This window comes from Ekhidna sp., from assembly GCF_040223195.1.
Taxonomy (GTDB): domain Bacteria; phylum Bacteroidota; class Bacteroidia; order Cytophagales; family Cyclobacteriaceae; genus Ekhidna.
On the sequence record NZ_JAVKDX010000008.1, the window covers coordinates 16,727 to 36,456 of the forward strand.

The window sequence follows — 19,730 nt, forward strand, 5'->3', positions numbered from 1 at the left end:
AGATATGGCACTATCCCTTTTAGACTGGCTCGTAATCGGAGCTTTCTTTCTCATTGTATTACTGATTGGTTTTGCTGCTAGCAGAACGGCCGGAAAGAGTTCGGTTGAGTACTTTTTGGCAGGTAAATCTATGCCCTGGTGGCTTTTAGGAGTTTCCATGGTAGCTACTACATTCTCTGCTGACACACCTAATTTGGTCACCGGATTTGTGCGGGAAGGCGGAGTAGCCAAAAATTGGGCATGGTGGTCATTCCTTGTGACTGGGATGGTAACCGTGTTTATCTATGCAAGGCTTTGGAGAAGATCAGGGGTTTTGACAGACCTGGAATTCTACGAGCTGAGATATGGAGGAAAGGCTGCTTCATTCCTGCGAGGTTTCAGGGCACTCTACCTGGGCATTTTCTTCAATTGTCTGATCATGGGATCGGTAACACTAGCTGCAATCAAGATTTCGTCTATTCTGTTTGGATTGGAACCAATCTATACCGTGGTAATCGCCTCGGCTGTGGTGGCGGCTTACTCAGCTCTCGGGGGAATCAAGGGTGTAATCTGGACAGATTTCTTCCAATTTGGAATTGCGTTGCTTGGAGCACTTTATGCTGCATATGTGGCCGTCTCACAACCGGAGGTAGGAGGGATCAGCGGTTTACTGAGGCATGCTTCAGTAGAAGGGAAGCTTGACATCATTCCAGATTTCAACAATTCTTCTTTAGTCATCACCATGTTCATCATCCCTTTGGCAGTACAGTGGTGGTCGGTCTGGTACCCCGGTGCAGAGCCGGGCGGAGGAGGCTACATAGCTCAGCGAATGCTTGCGGCCAAAGACGAGAAGCATGCCGTGGGCGCCACGCTCTTTTTCAACTTCGCTCATTATGCCCTTCGTCCATGGCCATGGATACTTGTGGCTTTGGCTTCACTCGTTTTATTCCCTGATCTGGAATCCATTAAAGCCGCATTTCCAAACATCAATGATCAATACCTTGGAGATGATATTGCCTATCCGGTTATGCTCACCCTGCTTTCTCCCGGATGGCTTGGCTTGGTTGTCGCTTCCTTGATTGCAGCCTATATGTCTACGATCAGCACGCATCTGAACTGGGGGTCATCCTATATTGTCAATGATTTCTATCAGCGGTTTGTAAAGCCGGATGCTGGTGAGAAGGAATTGGTAACTATTGGAAGAATCTCGACTGTCTTGCTGATGGTGATTGCTGGTGTGATGTCTTTGACTATTCTGGAAAATGCCACACAAGCTTTCAATATTTTACTACTATCCGGAGCGGGAACAGGGGCGATCTTTTTGCTACGATGGTTTTGGTGGAGGATCAATGCGATCACTGAAATCGTGGGTATGGTAGTTGCCACAATCAATGCTTTTGTCTTGGTACTAGAAGTACCGGAAGGATCACTTGGGACAGAGTTTATTGATGAATTCACTATGAAATTGCTGATTGCAACAGGCATAACGACCATGGCCTGGGTGATCACGGCGCTGGTGACGAGCCCGGAATCAGAAGAGAAGCTCAAATCATTCGTAGCACTAACACAACCTTCTATCGGATGGGCTGGATTTGAAAAACCAGAAGTTTCAGGCCTGAGATATCAGGTGTTGAGTGTGTTTGTAGGCACAATCGGGGTTTATGCAGCCTTGTTTGCCATTGGAAATGTAATCTATGGCCACCTTGTATTAGCAGCTGTTTTGCTAGCCATCTTTGGTGGATCGACATTCCTTATAATCCGATGGTGGAAGCATTCGTGAGTGGAGCGAAAAATACCCATTTTAGGGTATTGATTATCAAATGATAATGTGGGTACTTTGATGCCTGAGACTCACCGCTCTATTCACTGCCAAATGTAGAGGCCTTTATTCAAGGGCCTCTTTTTTTATGTGCTTTGGCTATATTGCCTTTCAAACAAAATTCTTTATGAGTCACACACAAGGCATGCTTAGCCCGGAATCTTTAAAGGGCAAAACAATCATCGTAACAGGAGGAGGAACAGGATTGGGAAAATCCATGGGAGCCTATTTTTCGGAGCTGGGAGCCAACCTGGTGATTACCAGCCGCAAGATGGATGTGTTGGAGGAAACAGCCAAAGAAATTACAGCTAAGTCTGGCTACCCCGTACACTGTGTAGCGTGTGATGTGCGGGAGTATGAGCAGGTGGAGCGTGTGATCAGTGAGACCAAGGAAAAGTTTGGGAAAGTAGATGTGTTGCTCAACAATGCAGCAGGAAACTTCATCAGTCCAACTGAACGCCTTTCCCATCGAGCGTTTGATACGGTGGTGGACATTGTGCTAAAAGGAAGCTACAACTTCACCCTTGCTACGGGAAAAGACTGGATTGAAAACAAACAACCGGGAAATATTCTAAGTATTGTGACCACCTATGCCTGGACGGGTTCAGGCTATGTGGTGCCGTCTGCTTGCGCCAAAAGTGGGGTGCTGGCGATGACCCGATCACTGGCCGTGGAGTGGGCTAAATACGGCATCCGAAGTAATGCTATCGCTCCGGGACCATTCCCAACAGAAGGTGCATGGGATCGATTGCTGCCCGGTGACCTGAAAAAGAAGTATGATCCGGCGAAGAAAGTACCCCTTGGCAGAGTGGGGGATCATCAGGAGCTGGCCAACCTGGCTGCCTACCTGGTGTCAGACTACTCCGCGTATATCAACGGGGAAGTGATCACCATTGATGGGGGAGAGTGGCTGAAAGGAGCTGGGGAGTTCAATATGCTTGAAGCCATCCCGGAAGAGCTCTGGGATGCCATGGAAATGGGGCGCAAAAAGGGCAGCTCCAAACTAAAGATGATGTGGTTGTACTTTAAAGGAATGAGGAAGTTGAAAATTTGATTTTACTCATCGATCGCATACAGCAACGCATTATTTGCAAAGTCATACAGCGTCAACCTTCTTAAATCATAATAGGCAATCCAGTAGGTGCGGAGTGCATTAATGTAGCTTCTTCTCGCATTGTCTTTTTCTGTCAGCGCAATGTTCAGGTTGGTGATGTCAATCTTCCCAATGAGGTAGCGGTTTTGAGCGACTTCATATCTCTTTTGTGCCACCTCATCTGACTTCTTGGAAATTTCAATTTGCTGCTGCAGCACTTCCAACTGACGTACCTGGGTAATGATCTCCTGTTCAAAATTTTGTTCCTCCTGTGCAATCACGTAATCCGTCAATTGCTTGTTGGCCAGTGCCGTTTTCATCCGAGCCTCATTTCTTCCCCAGTTTACAATGGGGATATTCAGGGTGAGGTTGGCAAACTGCTGGTTTTGTGCATCCTGATAGGATTGATCAAAGGAGGTCCCGGCACTGTTTAGCCCGAAGGAGGCATTAAGGTTCATTTGAAATCGCTGACCTTTGGCCTGTGCCACCTGAGCATCCGCCTCAATCCGCCTGCGTTCAAATGCGATGAAATCTGATCGGTTGTCTTTGGCATATTGCAGGGCTATTTCTTCATCTACAGGAAAAATGGGAATCTCCTCAGGTAGCGCCAAATCAAAATTCTGCCCTTCGTTTAATCCGATAAATGTACGCAATGCCAGGCGGGATGTTTGCAGATCGAGCTGTGCCTGAGCCAGGTCTTGTTGAGACCTCAGTAGTTGCAATTCTACCTGCAAAAGCTTGTCTTCAGATGTGGTTCCAATATTGTACCTCCCTTTTTCAATGTTATAAATGGTATCGTTATTGGAAAGGTTAAATTCAGCGATCTGGTAGTTTACCTGTGCGTCCAGGTAATCAAAAAAGCGCTGCACAGCCGTCCTGGACACAAATTCCATTTCTTCCACATAGCTTCGTTTGGATTCTTCGTATCGGATGGGCTCGGTACGTTTGTCCCACTTGAGTTGGTTGAAAGCGAAAATCGGCTGATTTAATGTAAGATCTACAATAGTACTTCTCCATCGCGTGTCGTCTATCACCAGATCCTGAAATTGGCTCGCCCTTGTATTCACTGAAATACTTCCACCGGTAGGGGAGATTGGTTGAAAAAGGCCAAGGTTCAGTGATGAGTTTGTTTGCTCCACTGGCCGAAATTGGGTTGAACCGTCTTCCTGGGTTACAGGAATGAACTGGTTGCTGTAAGCTGGCAGATTTCCACTCAAAGCCAACTGAGGGTTATAATTTGAGCGAAACAATCTATACTGCCAAAACCTGTTTTCCTTTCGGGTCTCCGCTTGCTTGGCCAGCGGAGATTGTCCTTTGGCCAGGCCAATGATCCCATCTAGCGTGTATACTGTTTGAGCATATCCTGAAAAAGAAAGTGTGATGAAAGCTATTAATGTAAATACCTTATTCATATCTGAGAGAAGTAATTGGGTCTTGAAGTGCTGCTTTTCTTGCTGGCGCTATTCCAAAGATTAGACCGATAGCCGTGGCTACACCGAAAGAAATAAGAATGGATCCAAACGAAATGACTGTTGGAATCTCTGCGAAGCGACTCACGGCAAAAGCCATTATCACACCGAGCACGATTCCTATGAATCCGCCACTGATGCTGATCATCATAGACTCAAACATAAATTGGTTGATGATGTCATTTTTTTTCGCTCCAATGGAAAGCCTCAGACCGATTTCTTTAATGCGCTCCAAAACAGAGGCAAGCATAATGTTCATAATGCCGATTCCACCAACAATCAATGATATGCCGGCGATGGCTCCAAGGACATAGCTGAAAATATCATTGGTTCGCTGCTGCTGCTTGAGTAATAGTTCCGGGATTTCAATCTCATAATCTACCACCTGGTTATGCTTTCTTTCCAGCATTCGAACTATGACATCTGCTGTAGGATTTAGTTTCTCGGTCTCTGCCACCTGAACTACCAAGCGATCAAGCTGATGATAGTTTACAGGGCCAGAAGGACTGCTGTCATCGTCATTTCCACCGTTTCCACCAAAAAATACCATTCCGGATGAGCCTTTGTTTGCACCCTGGATCATTTCCTGGGTCAGCATAGCGCGATTTTTGTATCGTACCAGCACGGTTTGGAGCGGGGTGTACACATCCATGTTGTAATCCCGGATGCCCAGTTTGCTGATGCTGCTTTCGCTGATGTATCGTTCGTCTAGTATTCCGATCACTTTCAGCCAATTTGGGCCACATTTGATCATTTTTCCGATCGGGTTTTCGGAAGGGAAAAACTTAGCTGCAATGGATTTCCCGATGATACATACTGCTTCACCTTTTTCAAGCTGGGTTTCATTGAACATTTTTCCGTCGGAGAGGGTGAAGTTGAAGATTTCGAAGTAGGCTGGTTCTACGCCGACTAACTTTGCAGACCTCCGAATACCATTTTTTATTATGTAGGTTTCGAGCAGGATTTCCGGACTAATTGTTTCAATGCCGGGGATCGTTTCCATAATCGACTGCTTGTCTGCAAGTGTAAGTCCGGGCGAAAACTTCTTTTTCTCTTTTGCCTGATCTTCTTCCGTGAGGTCTTCTTCGGTTTGCTCTACCACCGGCTCAATGATTATGTTGTTGACACCCACGAGCTTGATTTGCTCCAGGATTTCCTGCTGTGCGCCATTCCCTATGGCAAGCATAGCAATCACAGCTGCAACGCCAAAAATGATCCCTAAAGCTGTCAAAATTGAGCGTACCCGGTTGGCTAAAACTGCTTCAATGGCGATCAGAAGATTGGCTAAGATTCGTTGCTTATCCATTTTTAATCTCTTCTTCGGCGGCCTTGAAATTCCTGATTCTCGGAAGCAGGCTGTTCAGCCACTTCTTGTTCTTTTTTGTTTCGTTTCCCATCCATCTCGGGGAGTAAGCTCACTTCTCTTGATTCCATCCCCTGAACAGAAGAAAGATGAACCTTGTCGCCAGCTTCCAGACCAGCCAGTATGTGTACATACTCTGCATTAGCATCTCCAATCATCACTTCTTGTTTTATGGTAGACCCGCCGGACTTTTTGAAGACATAGGTAATGGAGTCAAACTGGGAGTGAAGGCTTTCCAGCGGAACAAAAAGGGCATTTTCTACCGTTTTGGTTACAATCTTATTGCTGGTAGTCATTCCTGGTTTAAGAAGAGGGTCCGTTCCGAAAACTTCGATTTCTACCTCAAACACTTTTGCATCAGAGTTTGGTCGTTGTTCTCCCACGTTTGCTACTTTGGTCACTTTCCCTTTCAGGTTTTTATCCGGAAATGCATCAAACCCAATCTCTACAGATTGCCCTTTTTTCACCTTACGGATATCCACCTCATTGACGTAGGTTTTGGTAATCATTTGGGATAAATCAGGCAGAGTGGCCACTGTAGGGTCCCATGCGCTGATTTGCGATCCGGCCTTTACGGGCTTGCCATCCCAGCTTCTTTCATAGATGAGCATCCCATCCTGCGGGGCGATGATGGTGAAATCTTTCTGAAGGGACATCAGACCTTCCAGTTCATTTCGGTCGCCCTGAAGCTCAGCAGTAGCTTCCTGCATCTTGGCAACATTCTGTTGTCTTTTGATTTCGTAGTTTTCCTTAGCCTGTTGCAGTGAACGCTTCGCTTTTTCCAACTCTATTTCAGCTTTTTGGATGGTGGCAGGTGGCTCGAATTGGGATTGATCAAGAGTTAGCTGCTTTTCCCTTACGGCATACTCTAAATTGATTAGCTCATCCCGTGCCTGACGCATGGTGAGTGCCGTGTCGAGTCGGGTTTGGGTGTGCTGAGAGGTAGAAGCGTCTACTTCCAATTGGGCATCCTTGATTTTTCCGGTGAGTTCTGAAGGATCGAGCCGGGCCACATATTGTCCTTTCTTTACTTCCGTTCCTTCGTCTATAATGTGCTGAATGGTAACATTCCAGATTCGGTAATTTCTCAGATCTAGTGGGCCTTTGATGGGGACAGAATTTTTTGCATCCAGTGCTCCTGATGTCATAATGTCCACCACGAATTCACCCTGCTCAACCTCAGTAATGACTTCCACCGTGGATTCGGTGCTGCTACCAGTGAAAACCAATAGGAGGATTATGATTACGGCTGCTCCGCCGATTAGGAGAATTTTGTTGTTTTTCTTCATGACGTTAGGTCTTTAGACAATACTTTACTCGGGCAATTAGGTTACTCTTTACCCAGCCACACGGATTTAATTTTTTGTTGTTCAGGCGATGGGTTTTCGATGGCTTCCAGCGTATGTTTTTGTGAGGTTTTTACTTCTCTTGCCTTCGCTTTTAGTTTGATTTCTTTCATTTTTCCATTCACTTCCCTTCTTACCACTACGGTCACTTTATCTCCATTTTTCACTTCTTCATAATAGTTACTTATCACATCGTTGAAGGATTGAAGGGTTACCGCAGCACCATTCCATTCCAATAAAACATCACCAATTTTTAATCCAAGTTCCTTCCCAAACTCATTCATTTGGTCAATGCTGGCTATGTAAATTTCCTGATTATCATTTAGTGAAGGACTAAATTTTCCGGTTGTTACTTTCAATTCAATGGTTTCATTTTCGTACCGTATCCCTGCCCAACCAAGAATTTCAGTATAGGGTAGAGGCTTATTTCCACCAACGTGTTTTCTTAAGAATTCCCCAACTTCGGGGGTTGTGATTTTTTCAATCTCATCAAATAGCTCATCGTCTTTGAAGGCTTTCATAGGTCCGTATTGCTTTGCGAGCTCTCTGATCACTGAGGGCAAATCCTTCTGGCCATTAGTAGATTTAATAATAGTCAAATCCAGGCACCAACCGATGAGTGCACCCCCGGAATAGACATCTCCATATCGTCGTTCATTCTTTGGCTCCAGGATGTTTTCGCTGAATTCAGTGTAAGGAATGTCAACACCATATTGCTCCTGCTCAAACATCTTTTGTCTCATCTGATCCAAGAAATCTTTAAGCTCATAAAGTCCATACTTCACCTGGACATGGTGGGAAGAATACTCCGTAACACCTTCGTATAGCCAAAGGTGCTGGCTCATTTCAGGCTCTATGTAGTTGAAGTTGTGAATCTCTTCAGAATGAATATTTAGTGGAGTTACGATATGGAAAAACTCGTGAGCTGCTACATCTTTCACAGTCTGGCTTATGCGCTTTGGATCCATTTCAGGGAGTGAATACAGTGAAGAGTAGGAGTGTTCCAGAGCACCGTATGATCCCGAAATAGTCGGTCCGTCAAAAAGGTAAATCAAGTAGGCGTAACGATCTACGGGGAGCTTACCGCCGAGATATTTGGCTTGTGCTTCCATCAGCTCATCTATATTGTCCATCACGTCTTCAGCACTCAGTACTTTGTTGGGGGAGTAGACGGAAACAAGAACATTGGCTCCAGCTATTTCCTTGCTCACGATATCTGGCTCGCTATACATAATTGGCGCGTCTGCCAGGAAATTGTAATTCTCGGCGATGTAAGTATCCGTCGTATCATTAGAAGCCTCTTTTTTTAATGAAGTAGCTCCCTGAATCTTCTGATCGTGAAGAATGGTGAGCTCGAAAGGGCTGAACTTGTATCCGTCTACATAGCCGATGAAACCAAACGTGTTAATCACAAATACACCTTTGTCAGCTTCAATACTCATACCTCCCGGCTCAAAAATCCTGTTGCTTCCGTATCCTTCGAAATCATCAAATGAATCCTCAACCCAGTAAGTAATCTTGCTCAATTTTTTCGCGTCTTTTATTGCCCATCTATTGGTTGAGATGTTTCCAACTTCCAAAAGGTTTCCTTCTGAATCAAAAGCTTTGAATTGGTCAACGAAGCGACCGAAATCTGAAATGCTATAAGTGCCGGGAACCACCTTTGGCATGTGATATTCAACAGATTCCTCCGCTATTTTGGGAACCAGGATTTCAATCGGAAGTCTGTCATTTTCAGCTTTTCTTAAATCAATTGAAACCTGATACTTTTCCTGAGAAAATGCAATGAAAGATATTGCAGTAAGTATGAGAAAGAAGATTTTTTTCATGTATATCCAAATAAAATGTGTTGCAAGTCTAAACGTAAAAAACCCCTATTGTTTGTCAATAGTGGTTAATTTATATAAGTGGTAACGTTGGATGTTTTTTGGTTTGAAGTTATCATTGGGAAATGAAATTGGGATATCTTCTATTATTTCTTTCAAGTTCAATTCTTGCACAAATAAACCCTCCCGGCGGTTTAAAACTTACAGACTCACTTTTCTTAGATAAGACGGAAGTGGCGAACATTCATTGGCTTGAGTATGAATATTATGTAAAAAGTGATTCTTCTGAGACGTTTTATAATTCTATCTTACCAGCGCAGGTAGTAACAGAGAATTATAGGCCTGACTATTTCAGGCACCCTGCATACAGATATCACCCTGTTGTAGGTATTACATATGCTCAGGCTAGGGAATATTGTAAGTGGAGAACAAAGATGGTTAATACAAAACTTAGCAAAGAAAATGCTTCATATCGGGTAAAATATCGATTGCCAAGTGAGCATGAATGGGAGATCGCTGCTAGAAAACTTGATTCATTAGATACTTCTATAAATATTAAACCTTTGGTTTGGGAAATGATTCAAGCGGGAGATAAAAGGAAGGTTTACAGTATGTATCCTGATAGAGACATAAAATTGAAACAGCTTAAGAAGGAGATCAAGGAGTATGCACAAGGTGAACATATTCCTTTTGTTTTGTCAAAAGAATACCCTTGGTTTATTACACTTGAAGAACAGTTACCTCAGGGGATTAACGACCCATCATATTCGTTTGATTTAGGATATACTCATCTTATTGGTAATGTTGCTGAAATGGTTGCTGAGCCAGGTATTGTAAAAGGAGGGAGTTGGCGACATAAACTTTCGGTTTCCTTCCCCTCTAAACGTATTCAGACGGACCCAAAAAAAGCCTACGATTGGGTAGGCTTTAGGTGTATTGCTGAAATTGTTCCAATTATACTTTAGCTTCTGCGTTTGCCATCCTCTTCCTCTGGTTCTCATCCAGATAGATTTTTCGCATCCGGATAGACTGAGGAGTTACTTCCACGTACTCGTCTTTCTGGATGTATTCCAAAGCTTCCTCCAGACTGAATTTCTTGGCCGGCGTAATCTTCACGTTGTTGTCCGAACCGGAAGCTCGCATGTTGGTTAGCTTCTTTCCTTTCTGGATGTTCACCACCAGATCGCTATCACGACTATGCTCACCAATAACCTGGCCGGTATACACATCCACTCCCGGATCAATGAAGAAAACGCCTCTATCCTGAAGCTTATCAATTGAATAAGGAGTGCCAGGTCCATTTTCCATCGAGATCAATGATCCATTGATCCTGCCGGCAATATTTCCTTTATATGGCTGATACTCCTTTAGTCGGTGCGTCATCACGGCTTCTCCCGCAGTTGCTGTCAGCATGTTATTTCTTAGACCTATCAACCCTCGGGAAGGAATCTCAAATTCCAGGTGCTGCACGTTACCTTTTGGCTCCATCACCTTCAGTTCTCCTTTGCGTTGAGTCACCATCTCGATCACTTTTCCGGAGAAGTTTTCCGGCACATCGATTACCAATTGCTCAATTGGCTCAGTCTTCTGTCCGTTTTCATCTTCTTTGAAAAGTACCTGTGGCTGACCAACCTGCAGCTCGTAACCTTCTCTTCGCATCGTCTCGATCAATACAGACAAGTGAAGCACACCACGACCATAAACCAGGAATTTATCTTCTGAACCTGTCTCCTCTACACGAAGGGCAAGGTTCTTTTCAAGCTCTTTAAGTAATCGATCTCTCAGGTGCCTGGATGTCACAAACTTTCCTTCCTTGCCAAAGAAAGGAGAGTCGTTGATGGCAAAAAGCATACTCATCGTGGGCTCGTCTATGGCAATTCGCGGCATCACATGTGGGTTTTCAAAATCAGTGATCGTGTCACCAATTTCGAAATCCTCGATTCCTGTAATGGCACAAATATCACCTGCACGTACCTCGGTTACTTTTCTCTTTCCAAGTCCCTCAAAAACCTGAAGTTCTTTGATCCTCACTTTTTTGAGTGATCCGTCCCGTTTACTGATTCCCAGTTGGGCTCCTTCTTTTAAAGTCCCTTGCCATACCCGACCGATAGCAATTCGTCCGGTAAAAGATGAGAAATCCAAGGAGGTAATCTGCATGGCCGGAACACCTTCATTGAATGGTGCGGGAGGGATTACTTCGATGATCTTGTCAAGCAAAGGCAGAATGTTGTCAGTTGGCTTTTGCCAATCTTCCCCGAACCATCCTTGCTTACTGGAACCATAAAGTGTTTGAAAATCAAGCTGTTCTTCAGTAGCATCCAATGAAAACATGAGATCAAACACCTGCTCGTGCACTTCGTCCGGACGGCAGTTTTCTTTATCCACTTTATTTACCACCACGATAGGGGAAAGCCCCAATCCAAGGGCTTTGCCAAGCACAAATCGGGTCTGTGGCATTGGGCCTTCAAACGCATCCACAAGTAGGATAACACCATCGGCCATTTTCAATACCCTTTCTACCTCACCACCAAAATCGGCGTGACCGGGGGTATCAATGATGTTGATTTTTACTCCTTTGTATTCGACTGAAACGTTTTTTGAAAGAATAGTAATCCCTCTTTCGCGCTCCAGGTCATTACTGTCAAGGATGAGCTCGCCTTTCTCCTGGTTCTCGCGAAACTCCTGAGTGGCGTAAATGATCTTGTCTACGAGCGTGGTTTTGCCATGGTCTACGTGTGCGATGATGGCAATATTTCTGATTTCTTGCATGCAATTTTGAATTCGACCGCAAAATTAGATAGAACTATCATGGATTGCACTATATAGGGCAAACACAAAAGGTATATTTGCGGTCTCTTATCGAAATTATGGCTAAAGAATACAAACGACATACGATTACGGCAGCACTTCCCTATGCAAATGGACCTGTTCATATTGGACACCTTGCTGGTGTTTATGTGCCTGCTGATATCTATGCTCGGTACTTGAGGAGCAAAGGGGAAGATGTGGCTTTCGTGTGTGGCTCTGATGAGCATGGAGTAGCGATAGAGCTTCGGGCACGCAAGGAAGGGAAGACTCCTCAGCAAGTAGTTGACTTCTACCACAATCAAATCAAAGACTCTTTTGAGAAATTTGGGATCAGCTTTGATATTTACCATCGCACCTCTTCAAAACTACACCATGAAACCGCTTCTGAATTTTTCAAAAAAATGTATGCGGAAGGGAAATTTACGGAAGAGACCTCCGAACAGTTTTTTGATGAGAAGGAGCAACAATTCTTAGCTGATCGATACATTAAGGGCACCTGCCCAACCTGTGGTTTCGGGGAAGCATATGGAGATCAATGTGAAAACTGCGGCTCCACGCTTAGTCCTGCAGAATTAAAAAATCCGAAATCCATGCTGAGCGGAGAGGTTCCTGTGATGAAGGAAACAAAACACTGGTACCTGCCATTAGATCAATATGAGCCATGGCTAAAGGAATGGTTGCTCGATGGGCACAAAGAGTGGAAGTCCAATGTATATGGTCAATGCAAAAGCTGGATTGACAATGGTCTGCGCCCACGACCGATGACCCGTGACCTGAAATGGGGGATACCCGTGCCGGTAGATGGAGGTGAAGGAAAAGTGCTTTATGTGTGGTTTGATGCGCCGATTGGATACATCTCAGCGACCAAGCAGTGGGCGATGGATAATGGAAAAAATTGGGAGGATTACTGGAAATCTGAGGATACCAGACTGTTACATTTCATCGGCAAGGATAATATTGTATTTCACTGCATCATTTTCCCAACTATCCTGAAAGCCGAGGGGAGCTACATCTTGCCGGACAATGTGCCAGCTAATGAGTTTCTGAACCTGGAGAGCAACAAGATTTCTACATCAAGAAACTGGGCGGTGTGGCTTCACGAATATCTTGAAGAGTTTCCGGAAAAGCAGGATGTGCTGAGATATACACTCACTGCTAATGCACCGGAAACAAAAGACAATGATTTTACCTGGAAGGATTTCCAAACCAGGAATAATAGTGAGCTCGTTGCGATTTTTGGAAACTTTATAAACCGAGCGGTGGTACTTACGCACAAGTTTTTTGAAGGCAAAGTGCCAGCAAGACATGATCTCCTCCCTATTGATGAGGAAGTGATCAAAGCTGTAGGTGAAGCACCAGCCAAGATCGAAGCAGCTCTCGATCAATTCAAATTCCGTGAGGCACTTAGTCAGATGATGGAGCTAGCCAGAATTGGTAATAAATACCTGGCGGATACCGAGCCATGGAAACTCATTAAAGAAGACCAAAACAGAGTGGAGACCATTCTGAATATTGCACTTCAGATCAGTGCGAATCTTACAATTGTGTGTGAGCCGTTCCTTCCATTTACAGCAAGGAAGCTACTGGATATTTTAAGCCTGGAGCAAAAGCAGTGGGCAGAAGCAGGAGGAGTGGATTTCCTTTCTGCCGGACATCAGCTGAATGGTGCCACTCTGCTTTTTGAAAAGGTAGAAGACAAGGAGATAGAATCACAAGTGAATAAACTTTTGGAAACAAAGAAAATGAACGAACAAGAAAATAGTGGACCAGGTTTACCAGCTCTCAAAGATGAAATTGTGTTCGATGATTTCATGAAAATGGATCTGAGGGTGGGAGAGATCAAGACAGCCGAGAAAGTAGAGAAGTCCAGTAAGCTGTTAAAGTTTACAGTGGATATGGGAATTGAGACCCGAACGATTTTGAGTGGCGTGGCAAAGCATTTTACTCCGGAGGAGATGATCGGGAAGAAAGTGACGGTGATGTCCAATCTGGCACCCCGCAAGATCATGGGAGTGGAGTCTCAGGGTATGCTCTTATTTGCGGAGAATCCCGATGGCAAATTGGTAGCCGTGAGCCCGGGAGCCGATGCGCAGAATGGGGCGACTATCGCGTAAAAAAAAGCCTGCATTTAGCAGGCTTTATTCTATTCCACCATTTCTTGTATCCAATTAATTACCAGTTTGGGCAATTCAGGATCCCATTTGCCTGGCTTTCCATTGAAAGAATCATCCGGAGTTTCGTGAATGGTATTCCAGTGATCGAGACCGGGATAGATGTGTAGCTCGTGATCTTCGTGACCTGCCCGATCCAATACTTTCATGATCATGTGATTGTCGAATTCTGACATGATCCAATCGTTGGAGCCATAGAGGATTCGAACCGGAACTTTTACCTTTTCCCACTCTCCGGCCAGGTCAAAATCCTGCAGTTGCTGATAGTAGCTCATAGGTCTGCCATACATGTGTTCAGGCCCATGGTAGTTGTAATCCTTGATAGCCGGATATGCTTCAATGACCACTTCATAGCTTTTTTTCTGAATCATCATGCCATAGTAAAGCGGGATGTAGGCTTCATTCATCTTTTTCACAATGGTGCTTTCATCGTCTCCACTCATCTGCCTGATTCTTCGCTCAATCTCCAGCATATGCTCAAACCACGTTTTGAAGAAAGTTCCGTCAGAGATCACACCTGCAAGATTATGTCTGTTTGCAATCCATGGGGCAAGCGCACTACCCATGCTGGCCCCATAAACCACGATTTTTGTTGTGTCTACATATTCCTTGGTTTTGAGGTTTTTCAAGGCAGTTTCATAGCCATTTAGTTCAGTCTTGAAATCCGTACATCCACAGTCGCCTTCACTATCTCCAACCCCCGGCTTGTCCACCCGCATCACCACCATCCCCGATTGTTCTACCAGGGTCTCAATCATCTTCACCCAATTATTTGACCGACCGGAATACTTCTCGATGGTGGAACAACTCAGGCCTTGAATTAAGAAAATGGCAGGTAGCTTTTGATTAGGATTTGGTGTGGTGATTATTGTCCGTTGGCGGATACCATAGTCGCTGACGATGCTCTCATAGTAAGTAGAAAGCCCTTCGTGTGATTCTTTTTCGAGGGGGTTCAGTTTTACTTCTTTCAGTAGCCAGTCAGCACCTCGTTTGATATGAATACTGGTAGACTCTCCTTCTCGGATGCTGTATGTCGCGTGGCTCCAATCTTCCCCATTCAGAATCTTTCGGTCATTTACCTGAATGATCCGGTCTCCGGTTTTTAATCCTGATTTGGATAGTGGAGATCCCGGCTCGATGGATTGGATTTCAGCACCCGGAGTTTGATTATCGGGCCAGCTAACCTGCGCCTGCCACGAAGCTCGTCTCCCAAGCTCCTGAGAGTGACCTAAAAATGAACCAATAAGTAACGCGAAAAATAGTATTCCTTTTTGCATGATGTTTTGTTTTGCCCAATGCTACAGACTGATTTGCTTTTGAATGGATTTGTTATACCACCGCTCGGCTTTTTTATGTAAACTGCGGTTGTTTCAGGACGTCACATTCTCATGAACTACCTATTCGGATCACGTATACTTACGCATATCCTCTTCTGGCTTGGCTACTTTCTGCTATTTGGCTATATCTGGGAGAAGGGGGATGGCTATGCGGCTTCCTATTTTCTGGAGTTTGTGCTGCTGCCGATCCGAATAGGAGTATCCTATGCTGCGATGTACTGGCTGCTGCCAAAGGTTCTTTTGGAAAAACAGTTTCTCCGTTTTGTGGTGTATTTCCTGGGGCTTTTGCTTGTGGGTGCAATCATGCAACGCTTCTTTATCCATTTTTTCTACGAACAAAACAGCACGTTTGTACTTGGAAAAATCCTAGGCCTCAGTGAGGTGCTCCGGGCGGTTATCCTGATCAATTCCACGGCTCTTTTTCTACTGGCTCTAAAGATTTTGAAACTCTATTTTGCGGAGCGCGCCATCAATCAACCGATCCATGATGCGGCCATTGAGGTGAAATCAGATAAGCGGTTCTACCGGCTTCACCCAATGGATATCCTGTACCTGGAGGGACTGGGAAATTATGTGACGTATTACCTGAAAGACGGAAGTAAGATCATTGGCTACAATAGCCTGAAGAATGCGAAAAGTGAATTGCCGGATTATTTTGTCCGCATCCATAAGTCCTTTGTGGTGAATGGGCAGGCTGTGATTTCCTATGACAAAACCTCTGTGGAAATAAGGAAGGATAAGTTTCTGCCGATTGGGAATTCGTATGAGTTTGATTGGGATCTAAAGAGTCTTTGAAGTGGCTCGTAGTTTAATGGCGGATAGTGTTTGTTAGCATTTTTATTTACTTTCTACAGAACTTATACCTCTCATAAAAGAATTAATGAAAGCAGCATTTTATACACGGCAAGGCAAAGCACAAGAAGTATTAAAAGTTCAGGAAGTCGAAGATGTTCTTCCTAAAGAAGGTGAAGTTCAGATTGAAATTCATTTTTCCGGAGTAAATGCGGGTGAGGTTAAGAAGCGTGCGGACACATTTGGGGTTGGCATGCCTTACGACAAGATTATTCCGCATAGTGATGGCTCAGGCTATATAAGCAAAGTTGGTGAAGGGGTTGATGATGCTTGGGTTGGCAAGAAAGTTCTTTGCTATGGGGCACAATCATATCGTCCATATGGTACAGCTGCAGAGTTATGTTGTGTTCCATTAAGTAACATAGTTGAGTTGGCGGAAAATGTTGATCTAATGCAAGCAGCTCAAATGGGAATACCCGGGATTACTGGTCATCGGTCCATACATATTGGTGGGAGTGAGGTCAGGTTTAATCGCTCCAACCAGGTTATTTTGGTTCAAGGGGGAGGTGGAGCAGTTGGTCAGTGTGCGATTGCAATGGCGAAAAGATCGGGTGCTATAGTTTTAGGCTCTGTGACAAAGAATGAGGATATAGCGGTAGCAAAAGCAGCCGGAGCTGATAAAGTCTATACTGCTAATCATCAGTTAAAAGCGTCGGTGCTAAGAGACTATTCTAATGGAGTCGATCATATTGTAGAGGTGGCCTTTGCTGCAAATATTGATGCCAATGTTAGTATACTGAAGCAAGGAGGTTCAATTGCTACTTACGCAACGAATGAAAATCCAACAAGTATTCCATTTTGGCCACTGGTCTTCTCCAATATCTCCGTTTTTTTTCTTGGGAGCGACGATTTCAGCTCTGAAGCAAAGCAGGCTGCAGCTCAAGATTTAGCGACCGCTCTATCGGAAGGTTGGGCAGGATTGCCAATCGGTGAAGTTTATGGCTTGGATGATATCGCAAAAGCTCACTTGCATATAGAAAGTCGAAAAAAAGGTAGAGCACTTCTACAGCTGCGTTAGTTGGTACTAACGGCCAACTATCATCCGTAAGCTGGACTTTTCAAATTACTACTAAAGTATTTCATAGCACTAGCCTTTGCAAATAGCTCAGTTAGCTTATGGATGATAGTGTCTGTTATAGAGCTTTATTCAGGTAGTTTAACATTGTCGGGAAGCATATTTTTCCTTTTCAATTCTCTCAGAATTTGGTCATGATCAATCTCCGAAGGAATATTCTTTCTGAACATGGTTAAATCAATATCCATTTTCTCATTTAGATATCCTCTTTTTCTCATTAGATCGGCTAAATAGTTCCGTGTATTAAAATAGGCATCATAGGCTTGATAAGCTTGATTGCCATCTACATCCCAGAAGCCTTCATGTATAATTTTATTTCTCAGGTTATAAAGGTTCGTGCGCCAAGACTCCATCGTTGGGTTCTTATCATAACTCAAGTCAACTTTTAAATACTTTGATAGGTGTTGAGTTAATAAGTTTCGCAATGGAATTTCGTAAATGGTTTCAGGTATTTTCTTTCCTTCAACAGTTAATATGACTTTATATGAGTGTCTTAGAAATACCTCAAATGAAGTTTGAAGATCTATTACTGCTTCAGTCATTTCTTCTCTATCTAAATGATATTTAGCATAGCCATGATACTTGTCAATGACTTCAATTTCCGGATGGTTTTCCCATACATCCAATGTTTGTAGATAACCTTGGAAGTACTCCTTTTTTATCTCCAATTTCCCTTCCTCTTTTTTAGGGTTTGTCAGATAATCATACAGATCATTGTTGTACCACACCTTAATAAACGCTGGTAGATCAAGTATTGAAAATCTTGATATCTGATGGAAGTCCGTTGAATTTCTAATAACATCAAACAGTCGATTTATATGTCTAATTGTCCAAATGACAGCCAAGTTCGTTCTTACAGAAAATGGTAAATCATGAAACTTCGAATCTGTTAGTAAAAACTTTGTCGTGATGACCGTTTGATCATTTTTCTCAGATTCTGGAACGTGAAATGTCACAGCAAAACTCACTTTGTAATCAGTCATATCATAGTTGCTAACTAGAGTACTTCCTGATTCTATTGGAATCCAAGTGGAAAGAGGTATTTCAATGACGTAAATATTCTCCATGCGTTCAGCCATGCTCTATAACTATAATGTAACGCGCACAGTGCGCGTTATTTTCCTTATATATTTCTTATTCCTTTTAATACCAACGTGTTGATATTCAGTAATAAAAACGACAATTAAATACTTGTAGTCGTTTGTACACGGGTATAATACGCACTCCAAATATAATGGCTCTCAACGAATCGGTAAAAGTGCTAAAAACTCACCTTAAAAAAGAAATTGGCTGCAGGGATGGTCTTGTCAAAGGCTCGTCCATAGCCGGGGATGGCATATGCATCTACCGGGGCTTGCTCATCATAGCTGCCAAGTATTCTGAGCCGGAGGTTCACGCCAATGCTAAACAGGTCGGATAGTTTTCGGTCTGAGTAGATCACCACCTCGTACCAGGTAGCTTTTAGATCATCCCGCTGGATGTTTTGCACAAATGTTTCCTGCGCTCCGGAGGGACTTTCGATGAATATTCTCCCGTCCTCAGTAAAAGTAGAGGCAGCATACCGGAAAGAAACCCCAATTTTATTCTTTGGCAGAAACTGGCCCACATATCCGGCACCAATCCGGTAATAGAAGCCTTCGCTCTCGTAGGTACCGTTGGAGTAAGCCCCCTCGGGAGCCAGAGTGGCCTGACCAGCCTCAAGGTAGAGCGGAAATTTTTCCAGAAAGAGCAATTCAAGCCCTCCTTCGTACTTGGTCTCAAAGTTGGTGGGGATGGTGAAAAGCTTGCCATAATCTAGGTAGATCGATGGGGTAAGCAACCGTCGGGACTGCCCCACAGAATCTGCCTCGGTTTGACCAAAGCAAATGCCTGAAAACAGCAGCAGGCTAGAAATAAAAAGTAAACGTTGCTTCACCATCTACGCAGTTTTCTTCGCAATTAATTAATGAATCGTATGGTTCATTGATCACCCGGATATTCCGGGCCCGTATCAGCACATTTCGTTGCTGGTCTACCTCCTGATAGTTGTCATAAGCAAACTCAATGATCTCAGATACTCCCGCAATGGTCACCTCATATTGTGTGAATTCACCTTCATAGGATAGAGGTATGCTCCAGGTGGTGGCACTGTCTATATCCTCAAATAGGTTCACATAGGAGGTGCCCAGGATTTCAATTTGGTCCACACGCAGCAGGCCGGAGTTAATCGTTGAGCGGGTTTGTGTAAGGATGGGGACAATCGTATCCGTTCCCAGATTCTTTTCGGCATAGAGTAGGGAGTCAGCTTGACGATCCATGATCCATTGCTCCAGGTCCATTCTTTGGCTATTGAGGCTTCCGCCGTTTTCAATGGAGTCTAGCACGATTTCTAAGCTATCTCTGAGGATATCAAGTGAGTCAATATTTGCATTAATCACAGAGTCATTAAAGGCAATCACCGAAAGACTGTCATTGATATGCTGGATACTATCCTGATTGATGAAAATCAGAGAAACGGTTGGTTCGAAGCTTACCGTCTCACAATCGTCACAGGGATCGCAGGATACGACCAAAAGAAAAAGAATGAAAATACTCAGTAGTTGTTTCACTTGG

The 19,730-nt window shown here is 44.0% G+C and carries 15 protein-coding genes; 6 read left to right on the forward strand and 9 right to left on the reverse strand.

From position 1 onward, the window contains the following. The first annotated feature begins 4 nt into the window (after positions 1-4). Both RLN88_RS03630 and RLN88_RS03635 read left to right on the forward strand, forming a co-directional pair. Complete coding sequence (locus tag RLN88_RS03630; RefSeq protein WP_350220018.1) at positions 5-1,759, forward strand: sodium:solute symporter family protein; 1,755 nt, start codon at positions 5-7, stop codon at positions 1,757-1,759. A 166-nt stretch (positions 1,760-1,925) separates the two neighbouring features. Beyond that, on the forward strand, positions 1,926-2,852 hold the full coding sequence (locus RLN88_RS03635; RefSeq protein ID WP_350220019.1) for an SDR family oxidoreductase: 927 nt from the start codon (positions 1,926-1,928) through the stop codon (positions 2,850-2,852). Positions 2,853-2,854: 2 nt separating this feature from the next. Here RLN88_RS03635 and RLN88_RS03640 read toward each other — a convergent pair whose 3' ends face one another. From RLN88_RS03640 to RLN88_RS03655, 4 genes are read right to left on the reverse strand one after another with little or no spacing between them, the layout of a single operon-like run. Then, positions 2,855-4,303, reverse strand: coding sequence for a TolC family protein (locus tag RLN88_RS03640; RefSeq protein ID WP_350220020.1), 1,449 nt, complete (start codon positions 4,301-4,303; stop codon positions 2,855-2,857). Further along, a complete protein-coding gene (locus tag RLN88_RS03645; RefSeq protein ID WP_350220021.1) occupies positions 4,296-5,666 on the reverse strand; it encodes an ABC transporter permease in 1,371 nt (456 codons plus the stop codon). The genes RLN88_RS03640 and RLN88_RS03645 overlap by 8 nt, the downstream gene beginning before the upstream one ends. 2 nt (positions 5,667-5,668) lie before the next feature. After that, complete coding sequence (locus RLN88_RS03650; protein ID WP_350220022.1) at positions 5,669-7,012, reverse strand: efflux RND transporter periplasmic adaptor subunit; 1,344 nt, start codon at positions 7,010-7,012, stop codon at positions 5,669-5,671. A gap of 41 nt (positions 7,013-7,053) precedes the next feature. After that, the gene (locus RLN88_RS03655) at positions 7,054-8,898 is read right to left on the reverse strand and encodes a M61 family metallopeptidase (RefSeq protein WP_350220023.1); all 1,845 of its coding nucleotides are present in this window, start codon (positions 8,896-8,898) and stop codon (positions 7,054-7,056) included. A gap of 122 nt (positions 8,899-9,020) precedes the next feature. Between RLN88_RS03655 and RLN88_RS03660 the strand changes: the two genes are divergently transcribed. Continuing rightward, positions 9,021-9,860: a formylglycine-generating enzyme family protein gene (locus RLN88_RS03660; RefSeq protein WP_350220024.1), complete on the forward strand. Its 840-nt coding sequence runs from the start codon at positions 9,021-9,023 to the stop codon at positions 9,858-9,860. Here RLN88_RS03660 and typA read toward each other — a convergent pair. Further along, a complete protein-coding gene (gene typA / locus RLN88_RS03665) occupies positions 9,850-11,664 on the reverse strand; it encodes a translational GTPase TypA (protein ID WP_350220025.1) in 1,815 nt (604 codons plus the stop codon). The genes RLN88_RS03660 and typA overlap by 11 nt on opposite strands. Positions 11,665-11,762: 98 nt before the next feature. On the opposite strand from typA, the gene metG reads away from it, so the two are divergent. Further along, positions 11,763-13,817: a methionine--tRNA ligase gene (gene metG / locus RLN88_RS03670; protein ID WP_350220026.1), complete on the forward strand. Its 2,055-nt coding sequence runs from the start codon at positions 11,763-11,765 to the stop codon at positions 13,815-13,817. Between the two features lie 29 nt (positions 13,818-13,846). On the opposite strand, the gene RLN88_RS03675 is transcribed toward metG, so the two are convergent. Continuing rightward, positions 13,847-15,151: a serine aminopeptidase domain-containing protein gene (locus tag RLN88_RS03675; RefSeq protein WP_350220027.1), complete on the reverse strand. Its 1,305-nt coding sequence runs from the start codon at positions 15,149-15,151 to the stop codon at positions 13,847-13,849. Between the two features lie 111 nt (positions 15,152-15,262). Here RLN88_RS03675 and RLN88_RS03680 point away from each other — a divergent pair, with 111 nt between their 5' ends. Beyond that, complete coding sequence (locus tag RLN88_RS03680) at positions 15,263-16,006, forward strand: LytR/AlgR family response regulator transcription factor (protein ID WP_350220028.1); 744 nt, start codon at positions 15,263-15,265, stop codon at positions 16,004-16,006. Between the two features lie 85 nt (positions 16,007-16,091). After that, positions 16,092-17,081, forward strand: coding sequence for a zinc-binding dehydrogenase (locus tag RLN88_RS03685; protein WP_350220029.1), 990 nt, complete (start codon positions 16,092-16,094; stop codon positions 17,079-17,081). 125 nt (positions 17,082-17,206) lie between these two features. On the opposite strand, the gene RLN88_RS03690 is transcribed toward RLN88_RS03685, so the two are convergent. From RLN88_RS03690 to RLN88_RS03700, 3 genes are all read right to left on the reverse strand, one after another. Next, positions 17,207-18,217 (reverse strand): hypothetical protein, encoded by a 1,011-nt coding sequence (locus RLN88_RS03690; protein WP_350220030.1) that lies wholly within the window; start codon positions 18,215-18,217, stop codon positions 17,207-17,209. Positions 18,218-18,399: 182 nt separating this feature from the next. Beyond that, positions 18,400-19,056 (reverse strand): DUF6048 family protein, encoded by a 657-nt coding sequence (locus RLN88_RS03695; protein WP_350220031.1) that lies wholly within the window; start codon positions 19,054-19,056, stop codon positions 18,400-18,402. Continuing rightward, positions 19,025-19,726, reverse strand: coding sequence for a hypothetical protein (locus RLN88_RS03700; RefSeq protein ID WP_350220032.1), 702 nt, complete (start codon positions 19,724-19,726; stop codon positions 19,025-19,027). The genes RLN88_RS03695 and RLN88_RS03700 overlap by 32 nt, the downstream gene beginning before the upstream one ends. Between the last annotated feature and the right edge of the window lie 4 nt (positions 19,727-19,730).

Excerpts from the sequence above, each read along its gene's own strand:
- RLN88_RS03630 (WP_350220018.1), top strand. The coding sequence starts at position 5 with ATGGCACTATCCCTTTTAGACTGGCTCGTAATCGGAGCTTTCTTTCTC.
- RLN88_RS03635 (WP_350220019.1), top strand. The coding sequence starts at position 1,926 with ATGAGTCACACACAAGGCATGCTTAGCCCGGAATCTTTAAAGGGCAAA.
- RLN88_RS03640 (WP_350220020.1), bottom strand. The coding sequence starts at position 4,303 with ATGAATAAGGTATTTACATTAATAGCTTTCATCACACTTTCTTTTTCA.
- RLN88_RS03645 (WP_350220021.1), bottom strand. The coding sequence starts at position 5,666 with ATGGATAAGCAACGAATCTTAGCCAATCTTCTGATCGCCATTGAAGCA.
- RLN88_RS03650 (WP_350220022.1), bottom strand. The coding sequence starts at position 7,012 with ATGAAGAAAAACAACAAAATTCTCCTAATCGGCGGAGCAGCCGTAATC.
- RLN88_RS03655 (WP_350220023.1), bottom strand. The coding sequence starts at position 8,898 with ATGAAAAAAATCTTCTTTCTCATACTTACTGCAATATCTTTCATTGCA.
- RLN88_RS03660 (WP_350220024.1), top strand. The coding sequence starts at position 9,021 with ATGAAATTGGGATATCTTCTATTATTTCTTTCAAGTTCAATTCTTGCA.
- typA (WP_350220025.1), bottom strand. The coding sequence starts at position 11,664 with ATGCAAGAAATCAGAAATATTGCCATCATCGCACACGTAGACCATGGC.
- metG (WP_350220026.1), top strand. The coding sequence starts at position 11,763 with ATGGCTAAAGAATACAAACGACATACGATTACGGCAGCACTTCCCTAT.
- RLN88_RS03675 (WP_350220027.1), bottom strand. The coding sequence starts at position 15,151 with ATGCAAAAAGGAATACTATTTTTCGCGTTACTTATTGGTTCATTTTTA.
- RLN88_RS03680 (WP_350220028.1), top strand. The coding sequence starts at position 15,263 with ATGAACTACCTATTCGGATCACGTATACTTACGCATATCCTCTTCTGG.
- RLN88_RS03685 (WP_350220029.1), top strand. The coding sequence starts at position 16,092 with ATGAAAGCAGCATTTTATACACGGCAAGGCAAAGCACAAGAAGTATTA.
- RLN88_RS03690 (WP_350220030.1), bottom strand. The coding sequence starts at position 18,217 with ATGGCTGAACGCATGGAGAATATTTACGTCATTGAAATACCTCTTTCC.
- RLN88_RS03695 (WP_350220031.1), bottom strand. The coding sequence starts at position 19,056 with ATGGTGAAGCAACGTTTACTTTTTATTTCTAGCCTGCTGCTGTTTTCA.